The 24,879-nt window shown below is 64.3% G+C and carries 23 protein-coding genes and 1 pseudogene; 8 read left to right on the top strand and 16 right to left on the bottom strand.

Annotated features, from left to right (window positions below):
• Positions 1–127: 127 nt before the first annotated feature.
• From ACLMAJ_RS35775 to ACLMAJ_RS35760, 4 genes are all read right to left on the bottom strand, one after another.
• Entirely contained in the window at positions 128–1,288 is a 1,161-nt protein-coding gene (locus ACLMAJ_RS35775; RefSeq protein ID WP_412018336.1) for a lipase family protein, read from the bottom strand.
• 411 nt (positions 1,289–1,699) lie between these two features.
• A complete protein-coding gene (locus ACLMAJ_RS35770) occupies positions 1,700–2,071 on the bottom strand; it encodes an alpha/beta hydrolase (protein ID WP_412018335.1) in 372 nt (123 codons plus the stop codon).
• Positions 2,008–2,715, bottom strand: coding sequence for an alpha/beta hydrolase fold domain-containing protein (locus ACLMAJ_RS35765; RefSeq protein WP_412018328.1), 708 nt, complete (start codon positions 2,713–2,715; stop codon positions 2,008–2,010). The genes ACLMAJ_RS35770 and ACLMAJ_RS35765 overlap by 64 nt, the downstream gene beginning before the upstream one ends.
• Positions 2,712–3,029: a hypothetical protein gene (locus ACLMAJ_RS35760; protein ID WP_412018327.1), complete on the bottom strand. Its 318-nt coding sequence runs from the start codon at positions 3,027–3,029 to the stop codon at positions 2,712–2,714. Before ACLMAJ_RS35760 ends, ACLMAJ_RS35765 begins: the two co-directional genes overlap by 4 nt.
• Before the next feature lie 123 nt (positions 3,030–3,152).
• On the opposite strand from ACLMAJ_RS35760, the gene ACLMAJ_RS35755 reads away from it, so the two are divergent.
• The 3 genes from ACLMAJ_RS35755 to ACLMAJ_RS35745 all read left to right on the top strand — a co-directional run bounded on the left by ACLMAJ_RS35755 (position 3,153) and on the right by ACLMAJ_RS35745 (position 9,004).
• Positions 3,153–5,468 carry an ATP-binding protein gene (locus ACLMAJ_RS35755; protein ID WP_412018325.1) on the top strand — a complete coding sequence of 772 codons (2,316 nt, stop codon included), beginning with the start codon at positions 3,153–3,155 and terminating at the stop codon, positions 5,466–5,468.
• Between the two features lie 170 nt (positions 5,469–5,638).
• Complete coding sequence (locus ACLMAJ_RS35750) at positions 5,639–6,424, top strand: Zn-ribbon domain-containing OB-fold protein (RefSeq protein WP_412018323.1); 786 nt, start codon at positions 5,639–5,641, stop codon at positions 6,422–6,424.
• A gap of 222 nt (positions 6,425–6,646) precedes the next feature.
• Positions 6,647–9,004, top strand: a complete 2,358-nt coding sequence (locus ACLMAJ_RS35745; protein WP_412018322.1) for an arylsulfatase — start codon at positions 6,647–6,649, stop codon at positions 9,002–9,004.
• Between the two features lie 42 nt (positions 9,005–9,046).
• Here ACLMAJ_RS35745 and ACLMAJ_RS35740 read toward each other — a convergent pair whose 3' ends face one another.
• The 3 genes from ACLMAJ_RS35740 to ACLMAJ_RS35730 are packed head-to-tail and all read right to left on the bottom strand — an operon-like array spanning position 9,047 to position 11,441.
• The gene (locus ACLMAJ_RS35740; RefSeq protein ID WP_412018321.1) at positions 9,047–9,982 is read right to left on the bottom strand and encodes a formylglycine-generating enzyme family protein; all 936 of its coding nucleotides are present in this window, start codon (positions 9,980–9,982) and stop codon (positions 9,047–9,049) included.
• A 5-nt stretch (positions 9,983–9,987) separates the two neighbouring features.
• Positions 9,988–10,716 (bottom strand): PDC sensor domain-containing protein, encoded by a 729-nt coding sequence (locus ACLMAJ_RS35735; protein ID WP_412018320.1) that lies wholly within the window; start codon positions 10,714–10,716, stop codon positions 9,988–9,990.
• Positions 10,713–11,441 carry a FadR/GntR family transcriptional regulator gene (locus ACLMAJ_RS35730; protein ID WP_412018319.1) on the bottom strand — a complete coding sequence of 243 codons (729 nt, stop codon included), beginning with the start codon at positions 11,439–11,441 and terminating at the stop codon, positions 10,713–10,715. Before ACLMAJ_RS35730 ends, ACLMAJ_RS35735 begins: the two co-directional genes overlap by 4 nt.
• A gap of 431 nt (positions 11,442–11,872) precedes the next feature.
• On the opposite strand from ACLMAJ_RS35730, the gene ACLMAJ_RS35725 reads away from it, so the two are divergent.
• Positions 11,873–12,127, top strand: a complete 255-nt coding sequence (locus tag ACLMAJ_RS35725; RefSeq protein ID WP_412018318.1) for a hypothetical protein — start codon at positions 11,873–11,875, stop codon at positions 12,125–12,127.
• Between the two features lie 375 nt (positions 12,128–12,502).
• Complete coding sequence (locus ACLMAJ_RS35720) at positions 12,503–14,449, top strand: glycoside hydrolase family 15 protein (RefSeq protein ID WP_412018317.1); 1,947 nt, start codon at positions 12,503–12,505, stop codon at positions 14,447–14,449.
• 159 nt (positions 14,450–14,608) lie between these two features.
• Here ACLMAJ_RS35720 and ACLMAJ_RS35715 read toward each other — a convergent pair whose 3' ends face one another.
• On the bottom strand, positions 14,609–15,418 hold the full coding sequence (locus ACLMAJ_RS35715) for an MspA family porin (RefSeq protein WP_412018334.1): 810 nt from the start codon (positions 15,416–15,418) through the stop codon (positions 14,609–14,611).
• On the opposite strand from ACLMAJ_RS35715, the gene ACLMAJ_RS35710 reads away from it, so the two are divergent.
• Positions 15,314–15,664, top strand: a complete 351-nt coding sequence (locus ACLMAJ_RS35710; RefSeq protein WP_412018338.1) for a hypothetical protein — start codon at positions 15,314–15,316, stop codon at positions 15,662–15,664. The two genes, ACLMAJ_RS35715 and ACLMAJ_RS35710, sit on opposite strands and share 105 nt — an antisense overlap.
• Before the next feature lie 452 nt (positions 15,665–16,116).
• Here ACLMAJ_RS35710 and ACLMAJ_RS35705 read toward each other — a convergent pair whose 3' ends face one another.
• Both ACLMAJ_RS35705 and ACLMAJ_RS35700 read right to left on the bottom strand, forming a co-directional pair.
• Positions 16,117–16,317, bottom strand: coding sequence for a response regulator transcription factor (locus ACLMAJ_RS35705; RefSeq protein WP_412018316.1), 201 nt, complete (start codon positions 16,315–16,317; stop codon positions 16,117–16,119).
• A 5-nt stretch (positions 16,318–16,322) separates the two neighbouring features.
• Positions 16,323–17,475 (bottom strand): annotated as a pseudogene (locus ACLMAJ_RS35700) (ATP-binding protein); the annotation flags it as partial.
• A gap of 249 nt (positions 17,476–17,724) precedes the next feature.
• Between ACLMAJ_RS35700 and ACLMAJ_RS35695 the strand changes: the two are divergent.
• Both ACLMAJ_RS35695 and ACLMAJ_RS35690 read left to right on the top strand, forming a co-directional pair.
• Positions 17,725–18,519, top strand: coding sequence for a Zn-ribbon domain-containing OB-fold protein (locus ACLMAJ_RS35695; RefSeq protein WP_412018315.1), 795 nt, complete (start codon positions 17,725–17,727; stop codon positions 18,517–18,519).
• Positions 18,520–18,974: 455 nt separating this feature from the next.
• Positions 18,975–19,331 (top strand): hypothetical protein, encoded by a 357-nt coding sequence (locus tag ACLMAJ_RS35690; RefSeq protein ID WP_412018314.1) that lies wholly within the window; start codon positions 18,975–18,977, stop codon positions 19,329–19,331.
• Positions 19,332–19,462: 131 nt separating this feature from the next.
• Here ACLMAJ_RS35690 and ACLMAJ_RS35685 read toward each other — a convergent pair whose 3' ends face one another.
• From ACLMAJ_RS35685 to ACLMAJ_RS35660, 6 genes are all read right to left on the bottom strand, one after another.
• Entirely contained in the window at positions 19,463–19,912 is a 450-nt protein-coding gene (locus ACLMAJ_RS35685) for a hypothetical protein (RefSeq protein WP_412018313.1), read from the bottom strand.
• Between the two features lie 530 nt (positions 19,913–20,442).
• Positions 20,443–21,183: a DUF6390 family protein gene (locus ACLMAJ_RS35680; protein ID WP_412018312.1), complete on the bottom strand. Its 741-nt coding sequence runs from the start codon at positions 21,181–21,183 to the stop codon at positions 20,443–20,445.
• Positions 21,183–22,250 (bottom strand): Nickel transporter NicT, encoded by a 1,068-nt coding sequence (gene nicT / locus ACLMAJ_RS35675; protein ID WP_412018333.1) that lies wholly within the window; start codon positions 22,248–22,250, stop codon positions 21,183–21,185. Before nicT ends, ACLMAJ_RS35680 begins: the two co-directional genes overlap by 1 nt.
• Positions 22,251–22,348: 98 nt before the next feature.
• A complete protein-coding gene (gene hypE / locus ACLMAJ_RS35670) occupies positions 22,349–23,434 on the bottom strand; it encodes a hydrogenase expression/formation protein HypE (protein ID WP_412018311.1) in 1,086 nt (361 codons plus the stop codon).
• Positions 23,427–24,539: a hydrogenase formation protein HypD gene (gene hypD, locus ACLMAJ_RS35665; protein ID WP_412018310.1), complete on the bottom strand. Its 1,113-nt coding sequence runs from the start codon at positions 24,537–24,539 to the stop codon at positions 23,427–23,429. Before hypD ends, hypE begins: the two co-directional genes overlap by 8 nt.
• Entirely contained in the window at positions 24,536–24,877 is a 342-nt protein-coding gene (locus tag ACLMAJ_RS35660; RefSeq protein ID WP_412018309.1) for a HypC/HybG/HupF family hydrogenase formation chaperone, read from the bottom strand. Before ACLMAJ_RS35660 ends, hypD begins: the two co-directional genes overlap by 4 nt.
• Between the last annotated feature and the right edge of the window lie 2 nt (positions 24,878–24,879).

Genomic DNA, 24,879 nt, shown 5'->3' with positions numbered 1-24,879 from the left:
GTTTCTTTGTTTTTTCACTGGGTGGGCGGGGGGCCCCCGCCTGGCGCCCCCCCCCCCGTTGGGGGGGGCCGCGCGACCGTCGACATAGCGGAGGGTATGTGGGACCCCTGACGATCCCCGTCGGATCTCAGCAGTTGGCGGGCGCGGGCTCGCCGCGAACCCGGCCGTCGAGCCACTGCAGTACCGCGGGGGCGCCCTCTACTGCCGCGGTCAAGTGTTCAGGCGCGGACACCCGCAGCGTCTCCAACCGCACCCCCGCCGCGCACCAGCGGCGGTCGGTGTTGTCGATGGCGTCGACAGGAATCAGCGGGTCGCTCGGCGAATGCCATTCGAACATCGGTATTTCCGGCACCCCGGAGTAGAGCTCCAGACTGTTCTCCTCCACCACCGACCGGGCCGCGGGAATGTCGAAAACCGACATGGTGGTGGCCACCTCGCGAGCGCTGCCGTTGGCGCCGATGGCGAGGATATTGTTGGTGCAGCTGTTGGCCATGGCGTCTCGGATCGCAAGGCCACGCGGGCTGAGATACGAGCTGACCGGCAGTCGATCCGGGTACTCCCGCTCCAGGCCGACCGCCGCTGCCATGGCCAGCCCGAAGGCCGGGTGCGGTTCGTAGCCCAGCGCCTGCGCCATCGTCACCAGGTTCGCCGGGAAGCCGCCGATGGCCGCGCCCACGAGCTGCAGCTCACTTGCGTACGACGGCTGCAGAGCTGCCGCCCATGCCGTGGCCAGGCCGCCACCGGAGTAGCCGGCCATCGCCACTGGGCCGTGCTGCACGGCGAGTTCGGGCAGCCGTTTCACCGCCCGGATGCCGTCCAATACGATATGGCCACCCAAACGCGCGGCTCCGAGGGCGAACTGCGGGCCGAGATGATCCGGCAGCGCGATGCTCCACCCCTGCTGCAGCACCGCGTTCAACATCGGCGTCGTCGCCGTCAGATTCAGATCGCCGTCGTACAGCGTGTGCGATACCGCGCAGCCGGTGCCGAGCGCATTGATGAAATGCTGATACGACAGCAACGGTGCGTCCGGCCGATGACCGGCGGGGGTAAGGACCGTTGTGGTCGCCGCGATCGGCGCACCATGTGAGTCGGTGGACCGGAACTTGACCAATGTGACGGTGGCGCCGGGGAAGAGGGGCAGCGGCGGCATTCCCCGCACGCCGAGCACGTCACCGGGTCCGTGCGCCGCCAGATCCGCCGGGGCGGCGTAGAACGGGTCGGGATCGGGATTCGGATACAGCGGCTCCGCGGTTGCCGCAGTCGCCAGCGTCAGCGCGAGCGCCACACCACCGAATGCACCGAGGACACGGGCGCAACCGCTGCGCCTGCTGCCGAAGGTAAGAAGATAGGGACGAGTCAAGACCTTGACCTCCACGAGTTGTGCGTGACATTCGTCGAGCAGTCAGGCTGAATTCAAGCGCTACTGCTAGCAAACCTCCAGCGACACGCCGAAGAGAGAGCAGAAGATATCGAAAAGAATGACACTGTGTATCCGATCTGCCCCTCGGCCGATGGCACTGTCGTCGAGCATTTCAGGGCAACACGGCAGATACGACACAACTCGGTGATGAAATCCTCGCAGCTCGGATCACCGCCACGCGGACGACCAAGCCGAGCGAGCACAGTGACCGTGGTAAGCCATCCAGCGGCACCAGGATCCGCACGAAACCAGCAATAAGCTCGGCGCGGGCGTGCCTCAGGACGCAGAGTCCAGGCGTACGGCGCTCACTTGGCGGTGGAACTGCCCCAGGTCGCGGATCGCGGCTCTGGCATCGGAGAGGAGATCCGCGGCGACATGGTGCACGTGCGGCGCACGGTCCCAGACCTGCAGCCGGACCGGGACATTCGCTTGGACGCAGCGCCGGGCCAGCATCACGGCGTCGGGCAGCAGGCATTCGGTGGAGCCGACCTGGATCAAGACCGGTGGCAGACCGGTGAAGTCGTGGTTGACCGGCGACGATGTCGGGTCGAGTTCGCCGTCGCGGGCAACGCCGTGCCGCGCGATCAAATCCAGGGCCCGAGTGGGTATGTAGGAATCGCGGTGTCGGTTGGGATGGGCGTTGCGGATCTTCGAGTCGAAGTCCGCCCACGGTGCGATCGCGGAAAACCGCCTGGCATCGGCAACCCACGTTCCCGGATTGCCAGCGCCAGCCGGAAGGCGAGCCCGCCGCCGGCCGAATCACCGGAGACGATGATGCGCTCAGGCCGGAATCCCTGCTCGAGCAGGTATTCATACGACGCGACGGCGTCATCGAGCGTCTCGGTGAAATGCGCGCTGGGTAACTGTCGGTAGTCGACGTTCAGTGCGGGCATCCAGCTGGCACGACCGATTTTGGCGACGAGGCGCCGATGAGTATTCAGTCCGCCGCCGATGTATCCGCCGCCGTGGAAGTACAGCAGTGCCGAATCTTGTTGTTGTCGCGGGTCGGCCAGCTCGTCGTGCCACAACCATTCGGCGCGGAAATTCTTCAACTGAACGGTCCGGCGTTCGGTGCCGTTCGGAGGGACGAGCGCGGCGGCCGGTAGGTCGATGAGACGGCTGAGCCAAAGCAGTTGCTCGAGCTGACTGTAACCACCGATCCGCGTCAGGACAGCCAACCCGAGCCCGACCGTGCCACGCAACAGTGGATGGGCGAGCCTGGTTCCGATACTTGCAGAATTGGATCGCTCTACGATCGACGGCGATGCTTCCGGCCACGCAATGGCTGTCATGCCCATTGCCATCGGATGCCACTACTCGGGCATGGCGGAATGAGAGTGGTCCAGAAGTCGTGGCGCACCGCGTCCCACAGCTTGGTCAGTCCTGGATGTAGTTCTCGTGCTTGCACCAGATCCGGATAGGCGGCGGGGCCGAACGATAGAACCGGTAAGGCGTCGGATGCGTTGTGCACATCGACGATCGAAATCAGATGATTCTGAATCAATCGCCACGTCACGCGCAATCCGTCGAATTCGGTCCGACGTACGTCATTCAACGCCGACCCCCGGTTGTCGTAGGCGTAGCTCGTGCCTTTGGCGACACCCATCGATCAGGCACGCTCGGTGAGATGTCATTGCCCGAGCCTCACAGGTCCCGCGCGTGCGGACATGGGTAAAAACACCCATTCGTGCACCCATATCCGCAGTTCGCGCACGCTAGATTGGATCTCATGGGGCGACGTAAGCCCACTCATGTGGTCGGTAACCTGCCATTCGCGGTGACCAGTTTCGTCGGACGGCAACGGGAGATCCGTGAGGTCCGGGAGCTACTCGCCACGGCACGGTTGGTCACGCTCACCGGTGTGGGCGGTGTCGGAAAGACTCGGCTCGCCAGCGAGGTCGCAGCCGTTTCCGGCCGGTCATTTCCGGACGGGGCGTGGCTGGTGGACCTATCCGGCGTCGGCGATGCCGATCTGGTGGCACGGGCGGTCCTGAGCAGCCTGGCAATTGTCGACGTATCGAACCGAACCGTCGAGGAGCAGCTCGTCGAGCACTTCGCCGATCTGCAGGCGTTGGTCGTGCTGGACAACTGCGAACACCTGGTTGATATGTGCGGGGCGCTGTGCAACCTGCTGCTGAGATCCTGCGCCGAGCTACGGATTCTGACCACCAGTCGCGAATTGCTCGGCGTCGCGGGCGAGCACGTGTACACGGTCCCGACGCTGTCGATGCCCAGCCCGTACGATCCGGTCACGCTCGGGTCGCTGGCTGCCTACGATGCGCCGACCATGCTGGTGGAGCGGGCTCGGGCGGTGCGCCCGGACTTGACGCTGACCGAGCGTGATGCGGATGTGGTGGCGCGAGTATGCGAGCGTCTGGATGGGATTCCGCTCGCCATCGAGCTCGCCGCGTCCCGGCTGCGGTCGCTGTCGCTGCCTGCGGTCCTGGACCGACTCAAGGACCGGTTTGTGCTGTTGGCCGGCGGTATGCGAGGCGCTGCGCCGCGGCAGCGGACACTGTGGGCCCTGATCGACTGGAGCTACGAGCTGTGCCGGCCACCTGAACGGCTGCTGTGGGCGCGACTGTCGGTGTTCGCGGGCGGATTCACCCTCGCTGCGGCCGAGGGCGTGTGCGCTGGTCCCGACCTGCCGCGTGAGCACATTCTGGACCTGATCGACCATCTGGTCGCGCAGTCGATCCTGGCGCCCGTGCCGACCGACGGTCCGCCGCGGTACCGGATGCTGGAAACCATCCGTGAATACGGGTGGCATCGGCTGACCGAGCGGGACGAGACCGACGCCCTGCGCAAGCGGCAATGCGACCACTACCTCGCGCTCGCCGAGCGGATCGCCGGAGCCTGGAACGGACCCGGCCAAGCCGCCGGACTCACCGAGTTGCGCGCCGAGCGCGACAACCTCCGAACGGCGCTGGACTGGGCGACGAGCACACCGGCGGCCGACCGTGAAGCACTGGCGCTGGTCACCGCCATGCGCTATCACTGGTGCGCCGACGGGTTCCTCGGTGAGGGACGGCGGTGGACCGATAGGGCGCTGCGTGTCGCCGACCGATCCGGCCCGCACCGGATCTCCGCACTATGGGTTGCGGGGTGGGTGCGGCTGCTGCTCGGCGACCTCGAAGCGGCCACCGCGGCGCTCGACAGATGCGCGGCGGATGCGACGGCGCTTGGCGACCGCCACGCGCTGGGCTGGGTGAGTTGTCTGCGCGGCACGGCGGAGTTGCTCCCTGGGCATCTCGCACCGGCCATCGCGGCCTTTGAGCAGACTGTCGAGGACTATTCGGACGACGATGATGTGGTCGGCATGACACTGTTTCAGCTCGCCATGGCACAAGCGCACGCCGGTGACCGCAGCGCGGAGGCGACGGCCCGCCGGGGTATCGAACTGGCCGACCGGCGGGGTGAGCGGTGGACCAAATCCTATTCACTCTGGACACTCGGCTACAGCCAGTACATCCATGGCGAATACGACAATGCGGTCGAGTCGACGCGCGCCGCACTCGAGATCCAGCGCGAATTCAATGACCATGTCGGCGCGGCGCTGATGATGGAGTTACTGGCCTGGATCGCCGCCGCCCGCGGCGAATACCGGCATGCGGCGCGGCTGATGGGCGCGATCGGGTCGGTGTGGCGGCGCATCGGCGCATCGCTCGCGGCGTTCGGACCACATCTGGGAGCACAGCACTCAGCCTGCGAGAACACTCTCGCACAGTCGCTGCGGCAGGCAGTGCAAAGCGCGGAAAGAGCGCACGGTGCGGCGCTGGACCATGCCCAGGCGATCCGCTACGCACTCGACCCCAGCCCGATCGCCCAAGAGCCGGCAGAGCAACCGGACACCATGCTCACGGCCCGCGAACGGCAGGTAGCCGAGCTCGTCGCACAGGGTCTCAGCAATCGGCAGATCGCCCAACGGCTCGTGGTGTCGCCGCGCACCATCGATCGTCACCTGCAGAATATTCTCTGCAAACTCGACTACTCGTCGCGGGCACAGATAGCCGCCTGGACCGCGCGTTCACATTTATTGCAATAGCACTGTCGACCGCACAGACCCGGGCCCGCGATGTCTGTCCGATTGGTCCTAATGGCTAGGACGGATCGGCAGAAATGGGTATGCCCGTGGGTAGTTTTACCGTCGTGGTCGGGCACCGAAAACGCGACGCTTGGTGAGGAAGCACAACTAGCTATCACACCGAGGTCTCCATGTCCGAGCACATATACGAGTCCAATGGCAGCACCATCGCCACCAAAACCGTAATGATGATTCGGCGTTGTGGACGCTGTGACAAGTTGTTCGCGCCACTCATCGCCGAGTGTTCGTCGTGCCGGTCCTGGGATCTCGACTGGTCGCCGTCGTCCGGTCTCGGTTCGATCGTGTCGTGGCGGCTGGTAAACCGTAGTGTGAGCGGTCCGCACGCCCAGGTGGTGCCATTGACGATCGCCATCGTGGAACTCGACGAGGGCCCGTGGGTGTACGCGACAATCGAAGGGGTTGTCGCACCGATTTCGGACGGGCCGGTCCGGGTGCGATTCGAGCCGCGTCCTCGGGTGGATCGGTTTCCGGTGTTCGCTGTCTGCCCCGCGCCGCCGGATTCGGAAGGCGCCCGTCCCGCGCCACAGTGCGACAGCGCTTCGAACGATGAGCGGTCGACGCCTCGTCCCGATGTCGAACATCGCTACGACGCGTGGTGGGTACGGACATCGCTTCGCCAATGCGAACTTATGGAGGGCGCGCGGGTCCTCGACACTGCTGCGAAGTCGTTGATCGGTTTCGCAATCCGATGGGCGCCATTCGGCGGCGCCACGACTGGCGAACTGCTCGTTACCTTTGGTGTGACCCGTGGGCGGTTCCTGCAAATGCTGGACGAGGCGCTGCACCCCCAGCAGACCGATAGCGACAATATGCGCGGGCTGAAGCGTCACTTGCAGAACGCCCTGGCACAGGCGTGGCAGGGCAGCACAACCGCGCTCCCGGCCAGTAGCGCCTGATGTAGATACCCACAACTCGCGATGCTGCCAGTGCCCACGCTGAGCCTGCTCGAGGCGATCTGGTTCGTCGATCGGCACGTGATCAGTCATCGGGAGTCGCCTCCAGCAGCCTTCGAGGTAAGTCTTGCTACGCACGTTTACCTGCACTAACAGCCCTGTTCAAGTGGGTTTGGTGGTGGTGTAGTGGATGACGAGGGGGACCCCCTGTACGAGGAGCAAGCAATGGCCAAGCCATTCAGAGGTCTCGTCAATCTCGACATTCGCGACTCGATCCCCGATTGGGGTCCGTACGAGCAACCGAAGGCGCCACCGGGGTCGCCGAACGTGCTGTACATCGTGCTCGACGACGTAGGTTTCGGGGCCATGGGCTGCTACGGCGGCCCGATCGACACCCCGAACATCGACCGGATCGCGGCCAACGGTCTGCGCTACGGCCAGTGGCACACCACGGCACTGTGCTCCCCGACCCGATCCTGCCTGCTGACCGGCCGTAACCACACCGCCAACGGCATGGCATGCATCAGCGAGGCGGCGGTCGGCTTCCCCGGCGCGAACGGGCACATCCCGCCGGAATGCGCCACCCTCGCCGAGGTCCTGGTCGAGCAAGGCTTTTCCACCGCGATGGTCGGCAAATGGCATCTGTGTGCCGAGGACGAGATGAATTTGGCGTCCACCAAAAGGAATTGGCCGATCGGCCGCGGATTCGAGCGCTTCTACGGCTTCCTCGGCGCCGAGACGAACCAGTGGTACCCCGACCTGGTCCATGACAACCATCCCGTCGAGCAGCCCGCCACCCCGGAGCAGGGCTACCACTTCAGTGTCGACATCACCGACAAGGCCCTCGACTACATCGGCGACGTCAAGGCGATCGCCCCGGACCGGCCGGTGTTCCTGTACTACGCGCCGGGCTGCGCCCACGCCCCGCACCAGGTGCCCCGCGAGTGGGCAGACCGCTACCGCGGCCGGTTCGACACCGGCTACGAGGCGATGCGGGAGCAGATCCTGGCCCGGCAGAAGGAAATGGGTCTGGTCCCCGCCGACACCGAATTGCCGCCGCTGAACCCGATCGGCACCCCCGATACCCGCACCGGACCCGATGGGAAACCCTTCCCGGAATTGGACTACACCAAACCGTGGGACACCCTCTCCGACGACGAGAAACGGCTGTTCGCCCGGATGGCCGAGGTGTACGCAGGATTCGTCTCGCACTGCGACGACCAGATCGGTCGGCTGCTGGACTATCTCGAGGACATCGAGGAGCTCGACAACACCATCATCGTGGTGGTCTCCGACAACGGCGCCAGCGGTGAAGGCGGGCCCACCGGGTCGGTCAACGAGAACAAGTTCGCCAACGGTGTACCGGACGATCTGGCGGAAAATCTCGCCAAACTGGACGAGCTTGGTGGCACCAAGACCTACAACCACTACCCGAACGGGTGGGCGATGGCCTTCAACACACCTTTCAAGATGTGGAAACGCTACTCGTTCAACGGCGGCACCGCCGACCCGTGCATCTTCTCGTGGCCCGCAGGGATCGCGGCGCGGGGCGAGACCCGAGACCAGTATCACCACGCGATCGACGTAGTCCCGACGTTGTTGGACTGCATCGGCATCGAACTTCCGGACACGGTCAAGGGGTACACCCAACACCCCGTGCAGGGTGTGAGCATGCGCTACAGCTTCGACGCCGCCAACATTCCCACTGCCAAGCGCACCCAGTTCTATTCGATGCTCGGCACCCGAGGTATCTGGCACGACGGCTGGAAGGCTGTCACCACCCACCCCGCGATCAGCGGCTGGGGCCACTTCCCCGAGGACACCTGGGAGCTCTACCACTGCCAGGTGGACCGATCGGAGCTTCGCGATCTCGCCGCCGAGGAGCCCGTGCGGCTCGCCGAGCTGGTCGGGTTGTGGTTCCACGAGGCAGGTGCGAACCAGGCGTTGCCGCTCGACGACCGTGCCGCCGTCGAGATCGTCACCACCCCGCGTCCGCAGCTCGCGCCGCCCCGCAACCGATACGTCTACCGTCCCGGTGGAGCCGAGGTGCCCGAGTCGGTAGCGGTCAATATCCGCAATCGCTCGTACTCGATCGGCGCGCTTGTCGACATCCCCGAACCGGGCGCGGCCGGGGTGCTGTTCTCCCATGGCGGCCGGTTCGGCGGGCACGCCCTCTATGTCAAGGACAATCGGCTGCACTATGTCTACAACTTCCTCGGCAGCGAGGAACAGAAGATCAGCGCGTCCGAGGACCTGCCGACCGGGCAGAAGCTGATCCTGGCAGCCTCTTTCGAGAAGGACGGTGAGGACCCGCCCGGCACCGCTCATGGCGTCATGAGCCTGTACTACGGTGGCCGCAAGGTCGGTGCGGGACGCATCAAAACCCAGGCCGGTAGGTTCAGCCTCGCCGGCGAGGGTCTGCACGCCGGCCGCGACAGCGGGGAATCGGTCACCGACGACTACCCAGGATCCGCTCCGTGGGCGTTCACCGGTGGCACATTGCACCGGGTGGCCGTGGATGTCAGCGGCGAACCCTACGTCGACCTCGAACGCGAAGCCGTCGCCATGCTCTCCCGCGAATGACCGCTGGTGCCCGATTGAACCTATGTAGAAAGGTTTCCGCCATTACGGTCTGATGATGCATCGGAAACCGATGTGACAGGTGGAGGTCTCCTCGGTCTGGCCCTGACGTGCGGCGGGTCTATATCGCAGGCAGTAGTTCGGCGCGCACAGGTACGAGCCGCCTTTGATCACCCGGCGTGCGTACGGCTCGCCGGGCTCAGGCGTTGGCGCAACTACCTTGCGTGGGTCGGCGGGTATGCAGCAGGCGGTCGGTTCCACGGTCTTGCCCGCCTCGGAGTGGTCGGCGGTGTAGTAGTCAACCGTCCACTCCCACACGTTGCCCGCCATATCGCTGAGTAGATAGCCGTTCGGCGGGAACCTGCCCACTCGCGACGTGCCTATGGCGCCGTCCCCATTGAGGTTCTCCCAGGGAAACCGGCCCTGCCAGACGTTGGCGGCGCGCCTGCCGCCAGGTTCGTGCGTTGCGCCCCACACGAACGGTTGCCGGTCCAGGCCACCCCGGGCGGCGAATTCCCACTCCGCTTCGGTCGGCAGTTCCTTGCCGGCCCACTGGACGAAGGCCGAGGCGTCGAACCAGGACACTTGGGTGACCGGATGGTGTTGCCGTCCATCGAGATTGCTGCCGGGTCCCTGCGGATGGCGCCAATCCGCACCCGGCGTAAACGACCACCAGCGCCGGTAGTCGTCGAGCGGCACCGGTCCCGGGGTGGGGGTGAATACCAAAGAACCGGGCACCAGCAACGACGGGTCTGCTTCCGGGTGCCGCGCCGGATCCGGCGGTGTCTCTGCGGTGGTGACGTGTCCGGTGTCCTTCATGAACCGCCGAAACTCCGCCACTGTTACCGGATGGGTATCCACCCAGAAGCCATCCACAGTGGCCTGACGAACGGGACTTTCTTCCGGATAGAAGTTTTGGGAACCCATCCAGAACGTCCCGCCCGGGATCCACTCCATGTTCTTCGGAGCCGTACCTGTCATGGAATTCAGCGTTGCATAGATCCCAGCGGACGCAACGACCAAGGCATCGCCTCGATCGGGATTGTCGGAACAGATTTGTCCATCCGGCTCGTCTTGGATCCGGTCGTGAAATCGGGATCGGTCCCCATAATGACGCGGCCTTCGCCGTTGACCAACACCACCCGCTGAATGGATGCCTGGAATCGCGGAAGCAAGACCTCCTCGATCGCGGCAACCGGCACATCGGCACCGGCGATTCCGAGGAATGTTCCCGATGTGGTCGTGACCGGTATCGAGAATGTGCAGACGTACTGATCGCCGCACGCGTAATCGAGGTGCGGCCCCTGCACCCATCGCCGATCCTGCTCGCGCGGAATCGAGAACCAGTCCATTTTGGTGTAGTCGTAGAAGTATTCGCTATCGGGATTCAATTCCAGCATCAAGCGTTGCGCGTCCGGAAGCCACCATTCCAGGTGTCGGGGGCGATCCGCGAGCACGCCGTCGGCCATCACTACGCCTGCGCCGCTGAACAGCTTTCCGCGCCGTTCGAGCTCGCCGGCAATGGTCTCGCGCAGCGGGGCCAGATCCGACGACTGGGGAGCGGACCGCAGCTTCTCGGTGAGATCACCCCACAGGGTTGTGAGCGCGGTCCCGATGATCGCCAGCGACAAGTAGATCTCGTCGGCCAGTTTTGCGACGGAATCCGCGAGCGACTCGACAGTTGCCGGGGCCGGGAAGTTATCGGTGTCGCTCATCGATCACTGAGCTCCAAGCGTAGGGCGACGAGGCGGCGGATGCGTGATTCTGTACGCGATTCTGCCAGTTCTCTCGCCTTGGCATCGTCTTCCCGTTCGATCGCGTCCACCAGGTCACGATGGGCAGCCGCCTCAGCCGCCGGGGCCAGTTTCAGCCGCGGCAGCCAGAGCAAGGCGGAGAGCTCGGCCTGCAGACCGACCTCGGCACGGGTCAGCCGGGGGGACTGCGCGCACACCGCCATCTCGATATGAAAGCGGCTGTCGGCGCGGCGTGCTGCGACGAGTTCGGTGCTGTCCTTCAGTCGGTCACTCAGGGCGCGGAGCCGGATTATGTCGGCCCGCACCCCGCGGCGCGCGGCAAAAACAGCAATCGCTCCGGTGACGGCGAAGTGCTCGTCCCCCAGATCGCGCAGTTCCTGGATGCTCATCTGTTGCAACCGCGCCAGCGAGGTGTTCTCGAAGACCTCCGCCGAAGCGCTGATGAAGCTGCCGCCCCCGCGCCCGCGCTTGGTGTGCACGATGCCCTGCTGCCGAAGTATGACCAGCGCCTCCCGCAGGGTCATTGTCGATATACCCAACTGGTTGGCGAGGTCGGTCTCGCTCGGCAACTGCTGGCCGTCGACCATCACACCGAGGCTGATCGCAGCAGACAACCGCTGCACCACGGCATCAGCTTTCGGACCGCTGCCCTCGAGCGGTGACAGTACCGCGCCGAGGGCGCTCAATCCGGCCCTTTCCTGGTGGGGCAATGCGACTCCTCGGATGGCGGGGACATGACATGATTCTAGCCAGCTAACACTTGAACTATGAACTCTAAAGTTAGAGTTTCTCACGTGACCTGCCTCACTCGGCGGTACTTAATGCACTTAACGCGATCTTCACTGCGGAGCTCTTGAACTATGAACTCTAATGTCTTATGTTCAAGAGGTGTGAATTACCCCACCCAGATACCTTGACGCGCAGACGTCACGATCGAAGCAGGAATCACCCATGTCCGAGAACCCGACCTGGCCTAGCGGGCACCTCCAGCGGTGCATCCGCAGCCGTGCCGAGTTGCCATCCGAGAGGGTGGCACACAGCCGGGCGCGGCCGGTTGGCAATGGTCGCCGCGTGCACAAGGTAAGCGTGCGGCGACGAGGTATCGAAAGTGGATGATATGCGTCGAACGGAAGTCGACGGACTGCGTGTGACTTGGCGCTTGGTTCAGCATCATCTGATCGCAATTGTCTCCGTGGACAACGCATCCGACGCCTCGCCGGTAGCATCCTTCAGCCCCAGCAACTACCCGGATCTTGCCCTGGCGCGAGAACTCCTTCCGGAACTGGCGAGGCTGTGGGATGCGGTCCGCCACGAATTCTGGACGAAACTGATTCCGCCGCTGCCTCTGGCCGAGCAGCGGGTATTGGCATAGCGTCGCCGAGGGCCGACCGCCCCGGTGCATGCGCAGCCCTGGACGTAGGGCGCATCCTCAGCGAGTAGTCGATCGCGCGGCGGCGTAATAGTTCGCAGATTGCTCAGCCCCGCCATTCAACGCCGGATTCGGCACCAGTGGCGGCGAATCGTGTCGGCCCCGCAGTTTGTTTGCTTCCGGGTCGATATCACTCATCACATCGCGGCGCCCACCACCTTGCCGACACGACCGAAAAGGTGGTGGGCTGTTCAGTGACGCCACATCACTCATGTCCCGATCCGCCCACGGTCCGGTTGAGAAAGAAGGCCGCTCACCAGGCAATCGCGCGGAACGGCCAGCCAGATATCAGCGCCGAGATGACGATGGGAGCAGGACATGGACGACGAGATCGAACACACGCCGCGGCTTACGGCTTTCCCGCGCATCGACGACTACGGTTTCATCTCCGACTGCGAGGTCACTGCACTTATCGCCCCCAACGGAGCCATCGAGTGGATGTGTCTACCTCGCATGGACTCCCCCAGCGTCTTCGCAGCCATACTCGATCGTTCCGCTGGCTCGTTTCGGTTCGCCCCCGCCGACTTCACGGTGCCCACCGATCGCCGCTACGTCCCTGGCACGTTGGTCATGGAGACGAGTTGGCGCAGTGGCGAAGGGTGGGCGACGGTTCGCGATGTGCTGCTGGTCGGGCCCTGGCGGCACCAGAAACCCGGCCGTAGCGCCCATCGTCGAACCCCTACCGACTACGACGCCGAGCACATTCTGCTGCGGACAGTGCACTGCGAGAACGGGCAGATCCAGTTCGGGCTCGACTGCCAGCCTTCCTTCGACTACGGCAGGCATCGTGCTCAATGGGAGTACCTCGACAGTTACCACCTCGCGCAGGCCAGCGCTGACGGGATCGATCTACAGCTGACGCTGAGCACCGACATGCGCTTGGGGCTGGAAGGGACGCACGCGCTTGCCCGCACCCTGCTGAAGGCGGGTGACACACGCTTTTGCGCGCTCTCCTGGGGTAGTCGCGACGCGCCCCGCACCGTTGAGGAGGCCGATGAACGGCTGCTACGGACAATCCACCATTGGCGCCACTGGCTGGCCGGCGGGCGGTTTCCGGACCATCCGTGGGCCGCCCAGCTCACCCGCAGCGCGCTGACCCTCAAGGGTCTGACCTTCGCACCCACCGGCGCCATCAGCGCCGCCGCGACCACGTCATTACCCGAAACCCCAGGCGGACAACGTAATTGGGACTACCGCTACTCATGGATACGCGACTCCGCCTTCGCGCTCTGGGGCCTGTACACACTGGGCTTCAGCTGGGAGGCGAACGAATTCTTCTCGTACATCATCAACTTGACCGAAGACGTCCGAGACATGCAGATTGTCTACGGCATCGGCGGCGAAACCAACCTCACCGAGCAGACCCTCACTCACCTGCGCGGCTACGAAAATGCCAGCCCCGTGCGCATCGGCAACGGCGCGTATCAGCAACGCCAGCACGACGTGTGGGGCGCTGCGCTGGACGCGGTCTATCTCTACGCGCGCAACCAAGACCAAATCGACGCACGAGCCTGGTCGCTGCTGGGCCGCGCGGTCAAAAGCGCCCTCACCTACTGGCGCGAGCCCGACCATGGCATCTGGGAAGTACGCGGAGAGCCCCAACACTTCACCTCCAGCAAAGTCATGTGTTGGGTCGCCGCCGATCGCGGCGCCCGGCTGGCCCGCATCCACCAGGACTTCGAACGCGCGCATCGCTGGCAACAGGCCGCAGATGAAATCCACGCCGACATATGCTCCCGCGCGGTCGACTCCCGGCGGGTGTTCACCCAGTACTACGGCAGCACGGCGCTGGATGCTTCGACCTTGCTCATCCCACTGGTTCGCTTCCTGCCTCCCGACGACGATCGGGTACGCAACACAGTGTTGGCCATCGCCGACGAACTGACAGAGGACGGCCTCGTATTGCGGTACCGCGTCAGTGAAACCGACGATGGATGCGCAGGAGAGGAAGGAGCTTTCACGATCTGCTCGTTCTGGCTGGTTTCGGCGCTATCGGAGATCGGCGAAAAGAAGCGCGCCAAACAACTGTGCGAGAAACTGCTTGCCTACGCCAGCCCCCTGGGCCTCTACGCCGAGGAGATCGACCCCCGAACCGGCCGACACTGGGGCAACTACCCCCAGGCGTTCACCCACCTCGCCCTGATCAACGCCGCAATGCACGTCATCCAGGACGAACAGGCCATCCTGCGACAGGCACTCGGCGGGGAATCAGTCGCCCCACGACTGGACGATGCATCGTTCACACCGGGATACCTGCACCGCTGACCCCGACGCCGGCGAGAACGACGAAAGCCCGACGGATATCGACCTGCGCGCCGGGAGCGCACTGGTCCGCGCCACCCTCACCGAGACATCGGCAACAGCAGGCACCAGCCGACCAGCTCGAATTCCTCGCACGCGTCCTCGAGCCTTCGTTTCCTGGAATCAGAAGGTGAACTGGCTGCCGTAAGCAGAGGTCTGCACCGTCCCCACCGCGGTACTCACCGTGGCGGTGATGAAGGGGACAGCCGATACCGGTGCGGCACACTGGCCGACGTTCAACGCCGCGTTGTTGAAAATGAAGTGGTACGGGAACGCTGTCCTGTCGTCCAGGTTTGCCGTCACTGTCGTGACGGTGGTGATCTGGCCCGGTGCCAAGGTGGCTTCCAGGACCTCGGTCAAGCCCAGGGCGCCTCCGACAGTCGGTCCGAGGCTCGCGGAGGGCGGGCTGGCCGATGTACTCGGGGTATCTGTGGCGGCACTCGGGGAAGTGGTGGCGGCACTCTGAGAGGTAGTAGCGGCACTCTGGGAAGTGGTAGCGACACCCTGAGAGGTAGTAGCGGCACTCTGAGAGGTGTTAACGACACTCCGGGAAGTGGGGGCGACACTTTGGGAAGTGGGGGCGACACTTTGGGAAGTGGTCGCGGCACTTTGGGAAGTGGTCGCGGCACTTTGGGAAGTGGTCGCGGCACTCTGGGAAGTGGTCGCGGCACTCTGGGAAGTGGTCGCGGCACTCTGGGAAGTGGTCGCGGCACTCTGGGAAGTGGTGGCCACCCTCGGCGTTGTGGGCCCCGGCGTGAGCGGCACACTCGGCAGGCTGACGGCAGCGTTCGACGCGATGAAATCGGGAGAAATACTCGCCAACAGCCCTTGATTGGGATCGATTCCGACGGTGAAGCCGTTATCCAAACTGAGCGCGCACCCGAGGAGGAACCCCGCGACAGCCTGGCCGGACATTATTCCATCGCCCTCCACGGTCAGCGAGTAGTCGCCGGAAAGCTGCGCGGCATGCGCGAAGGTCATGAGGAAGTTAGGCATCCGATCGCCCGGTGGGTCCACTTTGATGTTGTCCACCGAAGTCAGCAGATGAATCCCGGCACCGGATACGTCCGCACCAGGCGGTTGGGCATGGCTCAGCTCAGCGCCCGGCCAGAGAACCAAAGTCAGGACGGCCGCGACCACACCGGTCGCGACAACGACGAATCGAGTTCGCATATTTGATCCCGTTTCGAATCGGATGTACATCAGCGAAAACGTCTGAATAGACCCACATAGTTAATGCGTGGCAAGCATAGTGGGATTCCAGCCCGACGCATCGAGGTTGCGGGGTGTGTCGCGCATCAACTGGGCACAGCCACAGATTTGCCGGGCGCACACAGCATTCGACGATTCTCCCCATTCCGGCTGCAAATTACGAGTCATCATCGCTTCCCGACGTGGAACTGCCGACCCGAGTCTCTGATGACCGGCCCAGAACACCCGCAGCGGCACTTCAAGCGGATCGACCAGACAAACCCGCACCCCTGACGCGAAAACCAATATCTACCAGCGGGTTACGCCCTACTGCCGCACGAGGCCGAAACGCTATACGTTGCAATGGAAACGGAAGTGAGCCAAGAGCCGTTGTTCCCGGTGTCCCGGGTGCAATGGCGGAGGGTCGCCGGTCGGACCGGTCAATGATTGTGTCGTTCGGCGTCTTCTGCGATCCAGGCCGCGATCTGTGCGCGGGAGGTGAATCCGAGTTTGGTGAGAATGTGCTCGACGTGGCCGGCGGCGGTACGTGGGGAGATCACCAGTTCGGCGGCAATCTGATTGTTGGTGAGGCCTCGGGTGATGAGGTCCGCGACCTGGCGCTCACGCTTGGTCAGAGCCACACCTGGACCCGACGTGCGCGCGGTGATCCGAAGCCACCGGCGAACACCGACAGCCGGGCCCACAGCCGCTGCTCGGCTGCGCTGCACAACCTATAGCTCCAGTCGATACACCACCGCAGTGTTTGCTGCCGCGTCGGCGCGCTGCGGCTTGCACGGGTCAGCAGCGTATACCGATCGTCTAGGCGCCGCAGAATCTGCTCGGGCGACATCGTGCGCATCCGCGCAGCTGCCAGCTCGATCGCCAACGGTAATCCGTCCAGCCGGGCGCAGATCCGGACGGCGGTTGCCTTGTTGTCGTCGGAGAGTTCGAGACCCGGCACCACCGCGGTCGCGCGCTCGGCGAACAAGGTCACCGCGTCATATTTGGGCAGTCCCCGGTGCGACGGCACCCGATCCGGATCCGGCACCGGCAGCGGCGACACCAGCAGCACCACCTCCCCCGCGATATCCAATGGCTCGCGACTGGTGACCAGAATCCGCAAATTCGGACAGTCCCGCAACCAGGTCTCGACCAGCCCCGCCACCGCCGACACCAACTGCTCGCAGTTGTCCAACACCAGCAGCGACTTTGCGTGGACAGAAATTCGACCACCGTCTCACCCAGCGGCCGCGCCGGATCATCACGCAATCCCAGGGTCGCCGCCACCGCGTTGACCAGCAGCGACGGGTCTGAGGCATCGGCAAGCTCGACCAACCACAGCCCGTTGGTGAACTCCCTGCGCGCGCCTGCCGCCGCCCTCAACGCCAGCCGCGTCTTGCCGACCCCGCCGATCCCGGTCAATGTCACCAGCCGCGCCGAGGACAGCAGATTCTTCACCTCCGCCAACTCGGTGCGGCGATCGGCGAAGCTGGTCAACTCGAGCGGCAAAATGCCGGCATTCCGCGAAGCCGCTGGGAGCGGCGGACACCACCCCGGCGTTGCAGGCTTGCGATCCCGACGCTCGCGGGCCGGTTCGGCGTGCAACGCCATCTCGTCGACGGTGAACCCGTGGCGGCACTGTGCCTGCTGGATCGTCTCCCCAGGGCAGCCGGCTGCTGCTGCTGCTGAGGATCGCGCTTCATCGCGGCCGCGACCACCGCGGACACATCCTGGGCGATCCCGTGCTCGCGCAGGTCCGGCACCGGTTGGGTGGTGACCCGCACGAACTGGGTCACCACGCAGCATATCCCCTTGGATCTCGACGACTGAGCTAACGGGAAGGCGCTTCGGATCAGGCATGCGGGCATGAAACTACGACGCCGTCCAGGCTGCGCTACACCTTGATATCGCACACCGCGGACGGCTGATTTCAATACTGTCGCTCGGCAGAAGTAGGTACATCCCGGGTAGTTCTACCGTCGTGGTCGGGCGCCGGGGAGCAGAGGCTTGGTGGGGACAGCATTCATAGCTATCACGCTGAGGTTTCCATGTCCGAGCACCCATACGCGTCCAGCGACAACCCCGTAAGCGCCGAATCCGCATTGATGGTTCGGCGTTGCGGGCGCTGCAACAGGTTGTTTTCGCCGTTGACCGCCGAGTGTTCGTGGTGCGGGGCCTGTGATCTCGAGTGGGCGCCATCATCTGGTCTCGGTTCGATCGTGTCGTGGCGGCTCGTACACCGCAGTCTGAACCGTCCGCACGCCCAGGTTTCGCCATTGACCATCGCCATCGTGGAACTCGACGAGGGTCCATGGATGTATACGACAATCGAAGGGGACCTCCCACCGATCGCGGATCAGCCGATCCGCGTGCGGTTCGAGTCACGTCTTCGGATGGACCGATTCCCAGTGTTCGCCATCTGCCCCGCGACGCCCGATGCGGACGACGACGTTTGTCCCGCGCCGCAGCGTGGGAGTGCTTCGAACCACATGCGGTCGACGCGCCGTCCCGGTGTTGAGCATTGCTGCGACGCATCGTGGGTGCGGACATCGCTTCGCCAGTGTGAACTTATGGAGGACGCGAAGTCTCTCGACGCGGCAGCGAAGTCCCTGATCAGTTTCGCGATCCGTTGGGCGCCGTTCGGCGGCGCCACCGCCGGCGAGCTGCTCGTGACCTTTGGCGTCACCCGTCGACAGTTCCTGCAGATGGTGGAGGAGGCGCTGCATCCACGACGGGCGGACAGCCTCGAGGTGCGCGGGCTGAAGCGCCACTTGCGGGACTCGCTGACGCAGACGTGGCGGTTGAACTCCACCGCGTTTTCGGCCGGGGATGCTATCGGCTAGACACCGAGAACATGCGACTCGGGCGGCGGTCGTTACGCCGTCCGCATTCCTCGGCCCATGTGCCGAGATGCCGGGTGTGATCCCGCGAATTCTGCGCACCGGAGTATAACAGTTTCATAAATCACAACTATGGAATTCATACTTTTCGCTCTGCTGGCAGCCGGTATATACGGCCACATTCCCCCGGTTGAATCTCGTTGGTTCATATTCGTCACGAATCAGCATCGCCCACATGTTCGATTATCCGTATTGCGATCGGGGTTTCGTCCAACCGCTACATCTGAGAGGCTTTCTGTAACTGGAGTTATCTACAACGATCGCTAACGGTTGTGATGCTCGACCGGGTACCCCGATCGCCTACGTCACGATAGGGAATTCCGCCGACCACGGCCACATGAACAACCATGCCCGCAAGTCCACCCCGCACGACCGGAGCGGCCCGCTTGGAGTACATCATGGTCACAAGAGCTTTCAGCCATTCACTCGACGCCTTCACCGCCATCGGCGGACGCAACCGAGCCAGCGCCCACACTCGACTGCCACAGCAACGCAGAATCGATGACGACCTGGCACCACTCGGAATACCAGCTCTTGCACTGGGAGTGATGCTGACCGTCGCCGGGTTGACGGTCCTGCCCCTGATGACAGAGTGGGCCATCGACTACGGCCACGTCACGGTCTACACCGCCTACATCCTGTACCTGACCCTCACGGTAGCGCTGAGCGTGTGGGGTGTACGCCGGATCCGCGACCACCGCAGATCCATCTACTACACAAGCAATGCAACGCAGAGCACCAACACTCGAAGATGAAAAGACACTTCGACCGGCAGCATTCCTACCACCGACGGCACAGCGGCGGCGAAGACTCAACCTGGTGGTCTGCGAAAGTGGCACACGCGATCGGCGTCCCGTGGCGGGTCCGGTCACAAGCGTTCTGCCGTTTATGCGCCGTTGTTGCGGGCTTCGACGGCCTTGACGGTGTTTTCCAGCGCATGTTTCAAGACGCCCTTGCCGACGGTTCCGACCACAGCGCCGAGCACCCGTCCCTTGAAGTTCTTGCCCTCGCGCACAATGACAACATCCACATCGGTCGTCCCATCGGGCCGACGGGCGAAGGTGTATGTGTGGCCTGAATGCCCACCCCACACGTTGGAGTCGGTGGTCGTCATGACGACGCGGTTGGGGTCTGACCAGTCGTAGTGCAGGCGTTCCCAGATGCCGCGCGAACCTTCAGTGACGTCGGCCTCCCCGAGGCCCTTGGCGTGCACCTCGAGGTATTCGTCGGTGCTGTTGCCGAACAGTTGTGAGCGACCGGGCCCGAAGTCGGTGAGCGCCGCGACGAACTCCTCGGGCGTCGAGTTCGTCGTCTCCTTGAAGTGAATGGTGGACATTTTTACTCCTTTGCCCGTCAGCGGGGATATCCTTCAGCGTCGAATGAGCTGCGGTTCGCCATGCGGTTCTGGACCTGCCAACGCGGACTTTCCAGATGCGGTCGGTGAATTCTGAGCCGCCGCCACCTACACCGGGCAGCCAGCTATTCGACCGACATTCTTCGAAGGTATCTGGCACCTGCATAGCAATCGTATAGCGGGACCGGGCATCGTAACCGCCGATTCTGCGGGCAGGTACAACAGCAAATGTCCGTTCCTCATGTGAGAACCCCGGCCGCCGCCGAGCTGAGCGGAAACGGTTCTGCAGAACTACCTCTATCGCGCCGCCGACTGCGGCAGACAATCTACATTGCGAATGTCGGCCCATGCCGAAGACCGGGCGCTCCTGGAGCGTCCGGTTCGCCATTCGGCAAGGCACCGAAGCCACGCCACACGCTCCGGTTCCGGACCCGAGCACCGGCCCGCACACGTTCGAGGCACCGCGACGTGGCGTAGGAGGCCGAAGGGGGGCGAGGTCACAGTTCTTCCGACTACGGATCCCCGCGCGCGGCGAGCCGAAGGTTGGTCGCTTTCAACTGACGTGCGGTACTCACCTCCAAGTCCCGCACTTGTCCCTGTAACAGGCGACCACACAGGCGACCCCAGTGCACACCGACCTCATCCCCCACCGCGACGTCGGGTACGGAGCTGTACCCGTCGGCCCAGAGATCCGCTCGCCGGATCGACGGCGCGGAGAGCTCGAGCACCTGCCCGTTCCACACCAGGCTTCGACAGCGGAGCGCGACGCCGGCCTCATCACGGGAAACCACTGTCCCCCAATTGATCCGGCAGTTGTCCAGCACACTCACCGGGTGGTCGTCGAACCCGCGACCCAACAGTCTGGACCACGGATACACACCGAACACATGGAAGCAATGGCTGGCGGCGGCCTCGGTGGACAGTTCGGGAGTGAGGTGCGTCCAATAGGCGCCTGCCACCGGACCGATGACCGCGAGCAACTCGGACATGAAGTCGTCCGGGTCCAGATCCGCGCCGACTCCCCCACCGAGCCAATACGATTCGACGAGCCGTCGATCCAGCGGATCGTCGATCCCGGTCAGCCGGGCCATCACTCGAAGATACGGCCATACGCCGGAGAACCGGGGCGCGACCGCCCGAATATCGGCACTCGAGCCGCTGCGTAACGCCGCTGCCTCGGCGGGGCCACAGTAGCCGAGCCGGTTGGGCGCGTAGGTATACCGCGCGAACATGTCGGTACCCGCGGTGTCCATCACCCCTGCGGTTCCGTAGTCAGGTCGGACTGCCAACGATGCTCGACGTCGCCGATGCGCCACACGGCAATGGCCGCGATCCAGGTCAGCGCGAACAATGCGACGATAATGAAGCCCATCGCCCCGAGATCGAGGTTCCCGACCCAGGCCAGCGGACCCGTCGTGACATCGAATTTCTCGGTGAGGATCGAAATCACCTCCTGCGCACCGATCAGCAGGGCGACCGCCACCGACAGTCCCGTCACGACGATGTTGTAGTAGATCTTGCGGACCGGCCGCGCGAACGCCCAGCCGTACGCATAGTTCATGAATGTCCCATCCAAGGCGTCGAACAATGACATGCCCGCCGAAAAGAGGACGGGCAGTACCAGAATCGAGTACCACGGCAGATCGGTCGCCGCGGCCCCGCCCGCGATCACCAGCAGGCTCACCTCGGTGACGGTGTCGAAACCGAGACCGAAGAGCAGTCCGACCGGATACATCTGCCACGGCTTACGCACGGCCCGCATCATCGGCCCGAAGAGCCGGTTCAGCGCGCCACGGGATTCGAGCTGCGCCTCGAGCTGCGCCTCGTCGTAACTGCCACGGCGCATGCCGCGGAACACCCGCCAGATCCCGATGAGCGACACCAGGTTCAGCAGCCCGATCAGGATCAGGAAGGTACCCGAGATGCCGGTGCCGAACACACCGGTCCACTGTTGCAAGCCGGAGTTCTCGTTCTGAATATTGGCCGCGAGCGCCTTCACACCCGCCGCGAGCAACGCGACGAGGACGAACACGATCGTGGAATGCCCGAGCGAGAACCAGAATCCGACCGACAGTGGTTTCTGCTTCTCCGCCACCAGCTTTCGCGTGGTGTTGTCGATCGCGGCAATGTGATCGGCATCGAAGGCATGCCGCATACCGAGGGTATAGGCGGTGACGCCGAGCCCGACGCCGAAGACCGTGCCCTCCACCACGTAATTGTTGGGGACGACCAGGAAGAACAACGTCGCCCAGCCGACGACGTGCAGGGTCGTGACCGTGACGACCATCCCGGCGATACTCGCCCGCTGATGCCGGTCCAGACCTGCCCATGCGTTCCGTAGCGCCCTCGGCGAGTTGGTAACCGAAATGATGACGTGGACCTCACTAACTTCCCGACGGCGACAGGTCGCCGCCCACCTCAGCAAATCCGCGGTAGCTGCTCCCCTGCGGGCAGTGCGACGACCCGAGTACCACCCAACGCGGTACGCGCGACCACCATGCCGGGATGTTCCGCGACGCAGCACCCGATCGCCTCGGCCCGCGCACCGAGAGGATGGTCGCGCATCGCGGCAAGTACTCGATCCGCGTCTTGCGGCGCGACGAACGCGACCAGCTTGCCCTCGTTGGCCACATACATCGGATCGAGCCCGAGCAGCCCGCAGGCATCCCGCACTTCGGCAGGCACCGGGAGCTTCCGTTCATCCAGTGACACACCGACTTTCGCGACGCCGGCGATCTCGTTGAGCGTCGCGGCCACGCCGCCGCGGGTCGGGTCACGCAGCACATGCACATCCGCACCTGTTGCGAGCATCACCGCGACCAGACCGTTGAGCGCCGCGGTATCACTGACCACCGTAGTCCCGAATTCGAGCCCTTCGCGACAGCTCATCACCGCGACTCCGTGTACGCCGATGTCGCCGCTGACGATCACGACATCGCCAGGTGCTGCGCGCTGCGGCCGAATGTCCACACCGTCGTCGACAACGCCGATTCCCGCGGTATTGATGAAGATTCCGTCACCGTGCCCGGAATCCACCACCTTGGTGTCCCCGGTGACGAGCTTGACTCCCGCCGCGAGCGCCGCGGTGCCCAACGCCTTGGCGATGTGTGCGATATCGGCGAGCGCGGTGCCCTCCTCCAGAATGAACGCGGTCGAGAGCACCATCGGACGCGCGCCCGACATCGCCAGGTCGTTGACGGTGCCGTTGACGGCGAGGTCGCCGATGGAGCCGCCGGGAAACACCAGCGGCTTCACCACGAACGAATCGGTCGAGAACGCCAGCCGGGCGCCGCCGAGCGTTATCACCGCGGAGTCACCCATGTCGGCTTCGGCGGCCGCGCCGAAAGCGGGCAGGAACAGATGCTCGATCAACTCACCGGACATGGCGCCGCCGCCCCCATGTCCCATCACGATATTCGGCGAGTCCCGCAGCGGCATCGGGCACACCCAATTCTCCATGTCGATCGTCGGAGCCACCGAGGGCATTCCGATATCGTCAGGCATGAGCCACCTCCGCGGGCTGGTCCAGCCGCCGGTACAGGTAGTAGGCGGCGCACGCACCTTCCGAGGAAACCATGGTAGCGCCCAACGGATTTCGCGGCGTGCATTCCTTGCCGAACGCGGCGCATTCGTGTGGCTTGATCAAGCCCTGAAGTACCTCGCCGGAGCGGCAGATAGACGATTCCTCCGTACGCAGGTCTGCCACCGCGAACCGCTGCTCCGCGTCGTAGTCCCGGTAGCGTTCCGAGAGTCGCCACCCGCTCTGCGGGATCATGCCGATTCCGCGCCAGGCGCGGTCGGTCACCTCGAAAACGTCCTGCAGCATCGCTCTCGCGGCAGGATTTCCCTCGGCCATCACCGCGCGCGGATACGCGTTCTCCAGCTCGTGCTTTCCTGTCTCCAGCTGGGTCACGGTGCGCCGAATCCCCTCGAGGATATCCAGTGGCTCGAAGCCCGTGACGACCATCGGCACCCGATACTTCTCGGCCAGTGGCGGATACTCCTTGGTGCCCATCACGCTGCACACGTGCCCGGCCGCGAGAAACCCCTGCACGCGGCAGCTCGGCGACTCCATGATCGCGGCGATCGCGGGCGGCACCAGCACGTGCGAGACCAGCAGCGAGAAGTTCTCGATACCGAGCCGCTTCGCTTGATAGACGGTCATGGCGTTGGCAGGCGCGGTGGTCTCGAAGCCGATGCCGAAGAACACCACCTGGCGATCCGGGTTCTCCCTGGCGATATTGAGCGCGTCCAGCGGCGAATAGACCACTCGGACATCGCCACCCTCGCTCTTGACATGGAAGAGGTCCTTCTTACTGCCCGGTACCCGCAGCATGTCGCCGAAGGAACAGAAGATCACGCCGGGTCGTGCGGCGATCTCCAGTGCTTTGTCGATCACCTCGAGTGGCGTCACGCAGACCGGGCAGCCAGGTCCGTGGATCATCTCGATCTCATCGGGAAGCAGCTGGTCGATGCCGTGGCGGATGATCGAATGGGTTTGACCACCACAGACTTCCATGATCGCCCAGCGCTGGGTGGTGACCCCGCGGATCTTGTCGAGCAGGTTCTTGGCCAGCTCCGGGTTGCTGAACTCATCGAGATACTTCATGGCGCCACCTCGCTGTCGTGTTGCGGCTGTGTCGGTTCGGCTGCTTCAGCCGTGGGATCGGCGAGACCCGCCTGTTTGGCGGCCAGTGCGAAACCGTCGCCGAATTCCTCTTTCAGCACCCCGAGGTGCTCGAATTCGGCCAATGTCCGCAGCGCGGATTCCTCGTCGAGGCGCTGAATGGCGAAGCCGACGTGGACAACCACGTAGTCACCGATCGCAGCGTCCGGAATGTATTGCAGGCACACATCTTTGTGCACGCCGCCGAAGTCGACGACGGACATCAGCGTGCCGTCTCGCTCCTGGAGGCTGAGCACCTTCCCTGGGACTGCCAGGCACATCG

The organism is Nocardia arseniciresistens (assembly GCF_046764875.1).
Taxonomy (GTDB): domain Bacteria; phylum Actinomycetota; class Actinomycetes; order Mycobacteriales; family Mycobacteriaceae; genus Nocardia; species Nocardia arseniciresistens.
Note: the sequence above shows the minus strand (reverse complement) of the source record. Positions and strands in the feature narration are given on the sequence as shown.

What these genes read in the sequence shown, in the direction of transcription:
- ACLMAJ_RS35695 (WP_412018315.1), top strand. Translation starts at nt 17,725, where the DNA reads ATGTCCGAGCACCCATACGCGTCCAGCGACAACCCCGTAAGCGCCGAA.
- ACLMAJ_RS35685 (WP_412018313.1), bottom strand. Translation starts at nt 19,912, where the DNA reads ATGTCCACCATTCACTTCAAGGAGACGACGAACTCGACGCCCGAGGAG.
- ACLMAJ_RS35765 (WP_412018328.1), bottom strand. Translation starts at nt 2,715, where the DNA reads ATGACAGCCATTGCGTGGCCGGAAGCATCGCCGTCGATCGTAGAGCGA.
- ACLMAJ_RS35745 (WP_412018322.1), top strand. Translation starts at nt 6,647, where the DNA reads ATGGCCAAGCCATTCAGAGGTCTCGTCAATCTCGACATTCGCGACTCG.
- ACLMAJ_RS35680 (WP_412018312.1), bottom strand. Translation starts at nt 21,183, where the DNA reads ATGGACACCGCGGGTACCGACATGTTCGCGCGGTATACCTACGCGCCC.
- ACLMAJ_RS35735 (WP_412018320.1), bottom strand. Translation starts at nt 10,716, where the DNA reads ATGAGCGACACCGATAACTTCCCGGCCCCGGCAACTGTCGAGTCGCTC.
- ACLMAJ_RS35740 (WP_412018321.1), bottom strand. Translation starts at nt 9,982, where the DNA reads ATGACAGGTACGGCTCCGAAGAACATGGAGTGGATCCCGGGCGGGACG.
- ACLMAJ_RS35720 (WP_412018317.1), top strand. Translation starts at nt 12,503, where the DNA reads ATGGACGACGAGATCGAACACACGCCGCGGCTTACGGCTTTCCCGCGC.
- ACLMAJ_RS35690 (WP_412018314.1), top strand. Translation starts at nt 18,975, where the DNA reads ATGGTCACAAGAGCTTTCAGCCATTCACTCGACGCCTTCACCGCCATC.
- hypD (WP_412018310.1), bottom strand. Translation starts at nt 24,539, where the DNA reads ATGAAGTATCTCGATGAGTTCAGCAACCCGGAGCTGGCCAAGAACCTG.
- ACLMAJ_RS35750 (WP_412018323.1), top strand. Translation starts at nt 5,639, where the DNA reads ATGTCCGAGCACATATACGAGTCCAATGGCAGCACCATCGCCACCAAA.
- ACLMAJ_RS35725 (WP_412018318.1), top strand. Translation starts at nt 11,873, where the DNA reads ATGCGTCGAACGGAAGTCGACGGACTGCGTGTGACTTGGCGCTTGGTT.
- hypE (WP_412018311.1), bottom strand. Translation starts at nt 23,434, where the DNA reads ATGCCTGACGATATCGGAATGCCCTCGGTGGCTCCGACGATCGACATG.
- ACLMAJ_RS35760 (WP_412018327.1), bottom strand. Translation starts at nt 3,029, where the DNA reads ATGGGTGTCGCCAAAGGCACGAGCTACGCCTACGACAACCGGGGGTCG.
- ACLMAJ_RS35660 (WP_412018309.1), bottom strand. Translation starts at nt 24,877, where the DNA reads ATGTGCCTGGCAGTCCCAGGGAAGGTGCTCAGCCTCCAGGAGCGAGAC.
- ACLMAJ_RS35755 (WP_412018325.1), top strand. Translation starts at nt 3,153, where the DNA reads ATGGGGCGACGTAAGCCCACTCATGTGGTCGGTAACCTGCCATTCGCG.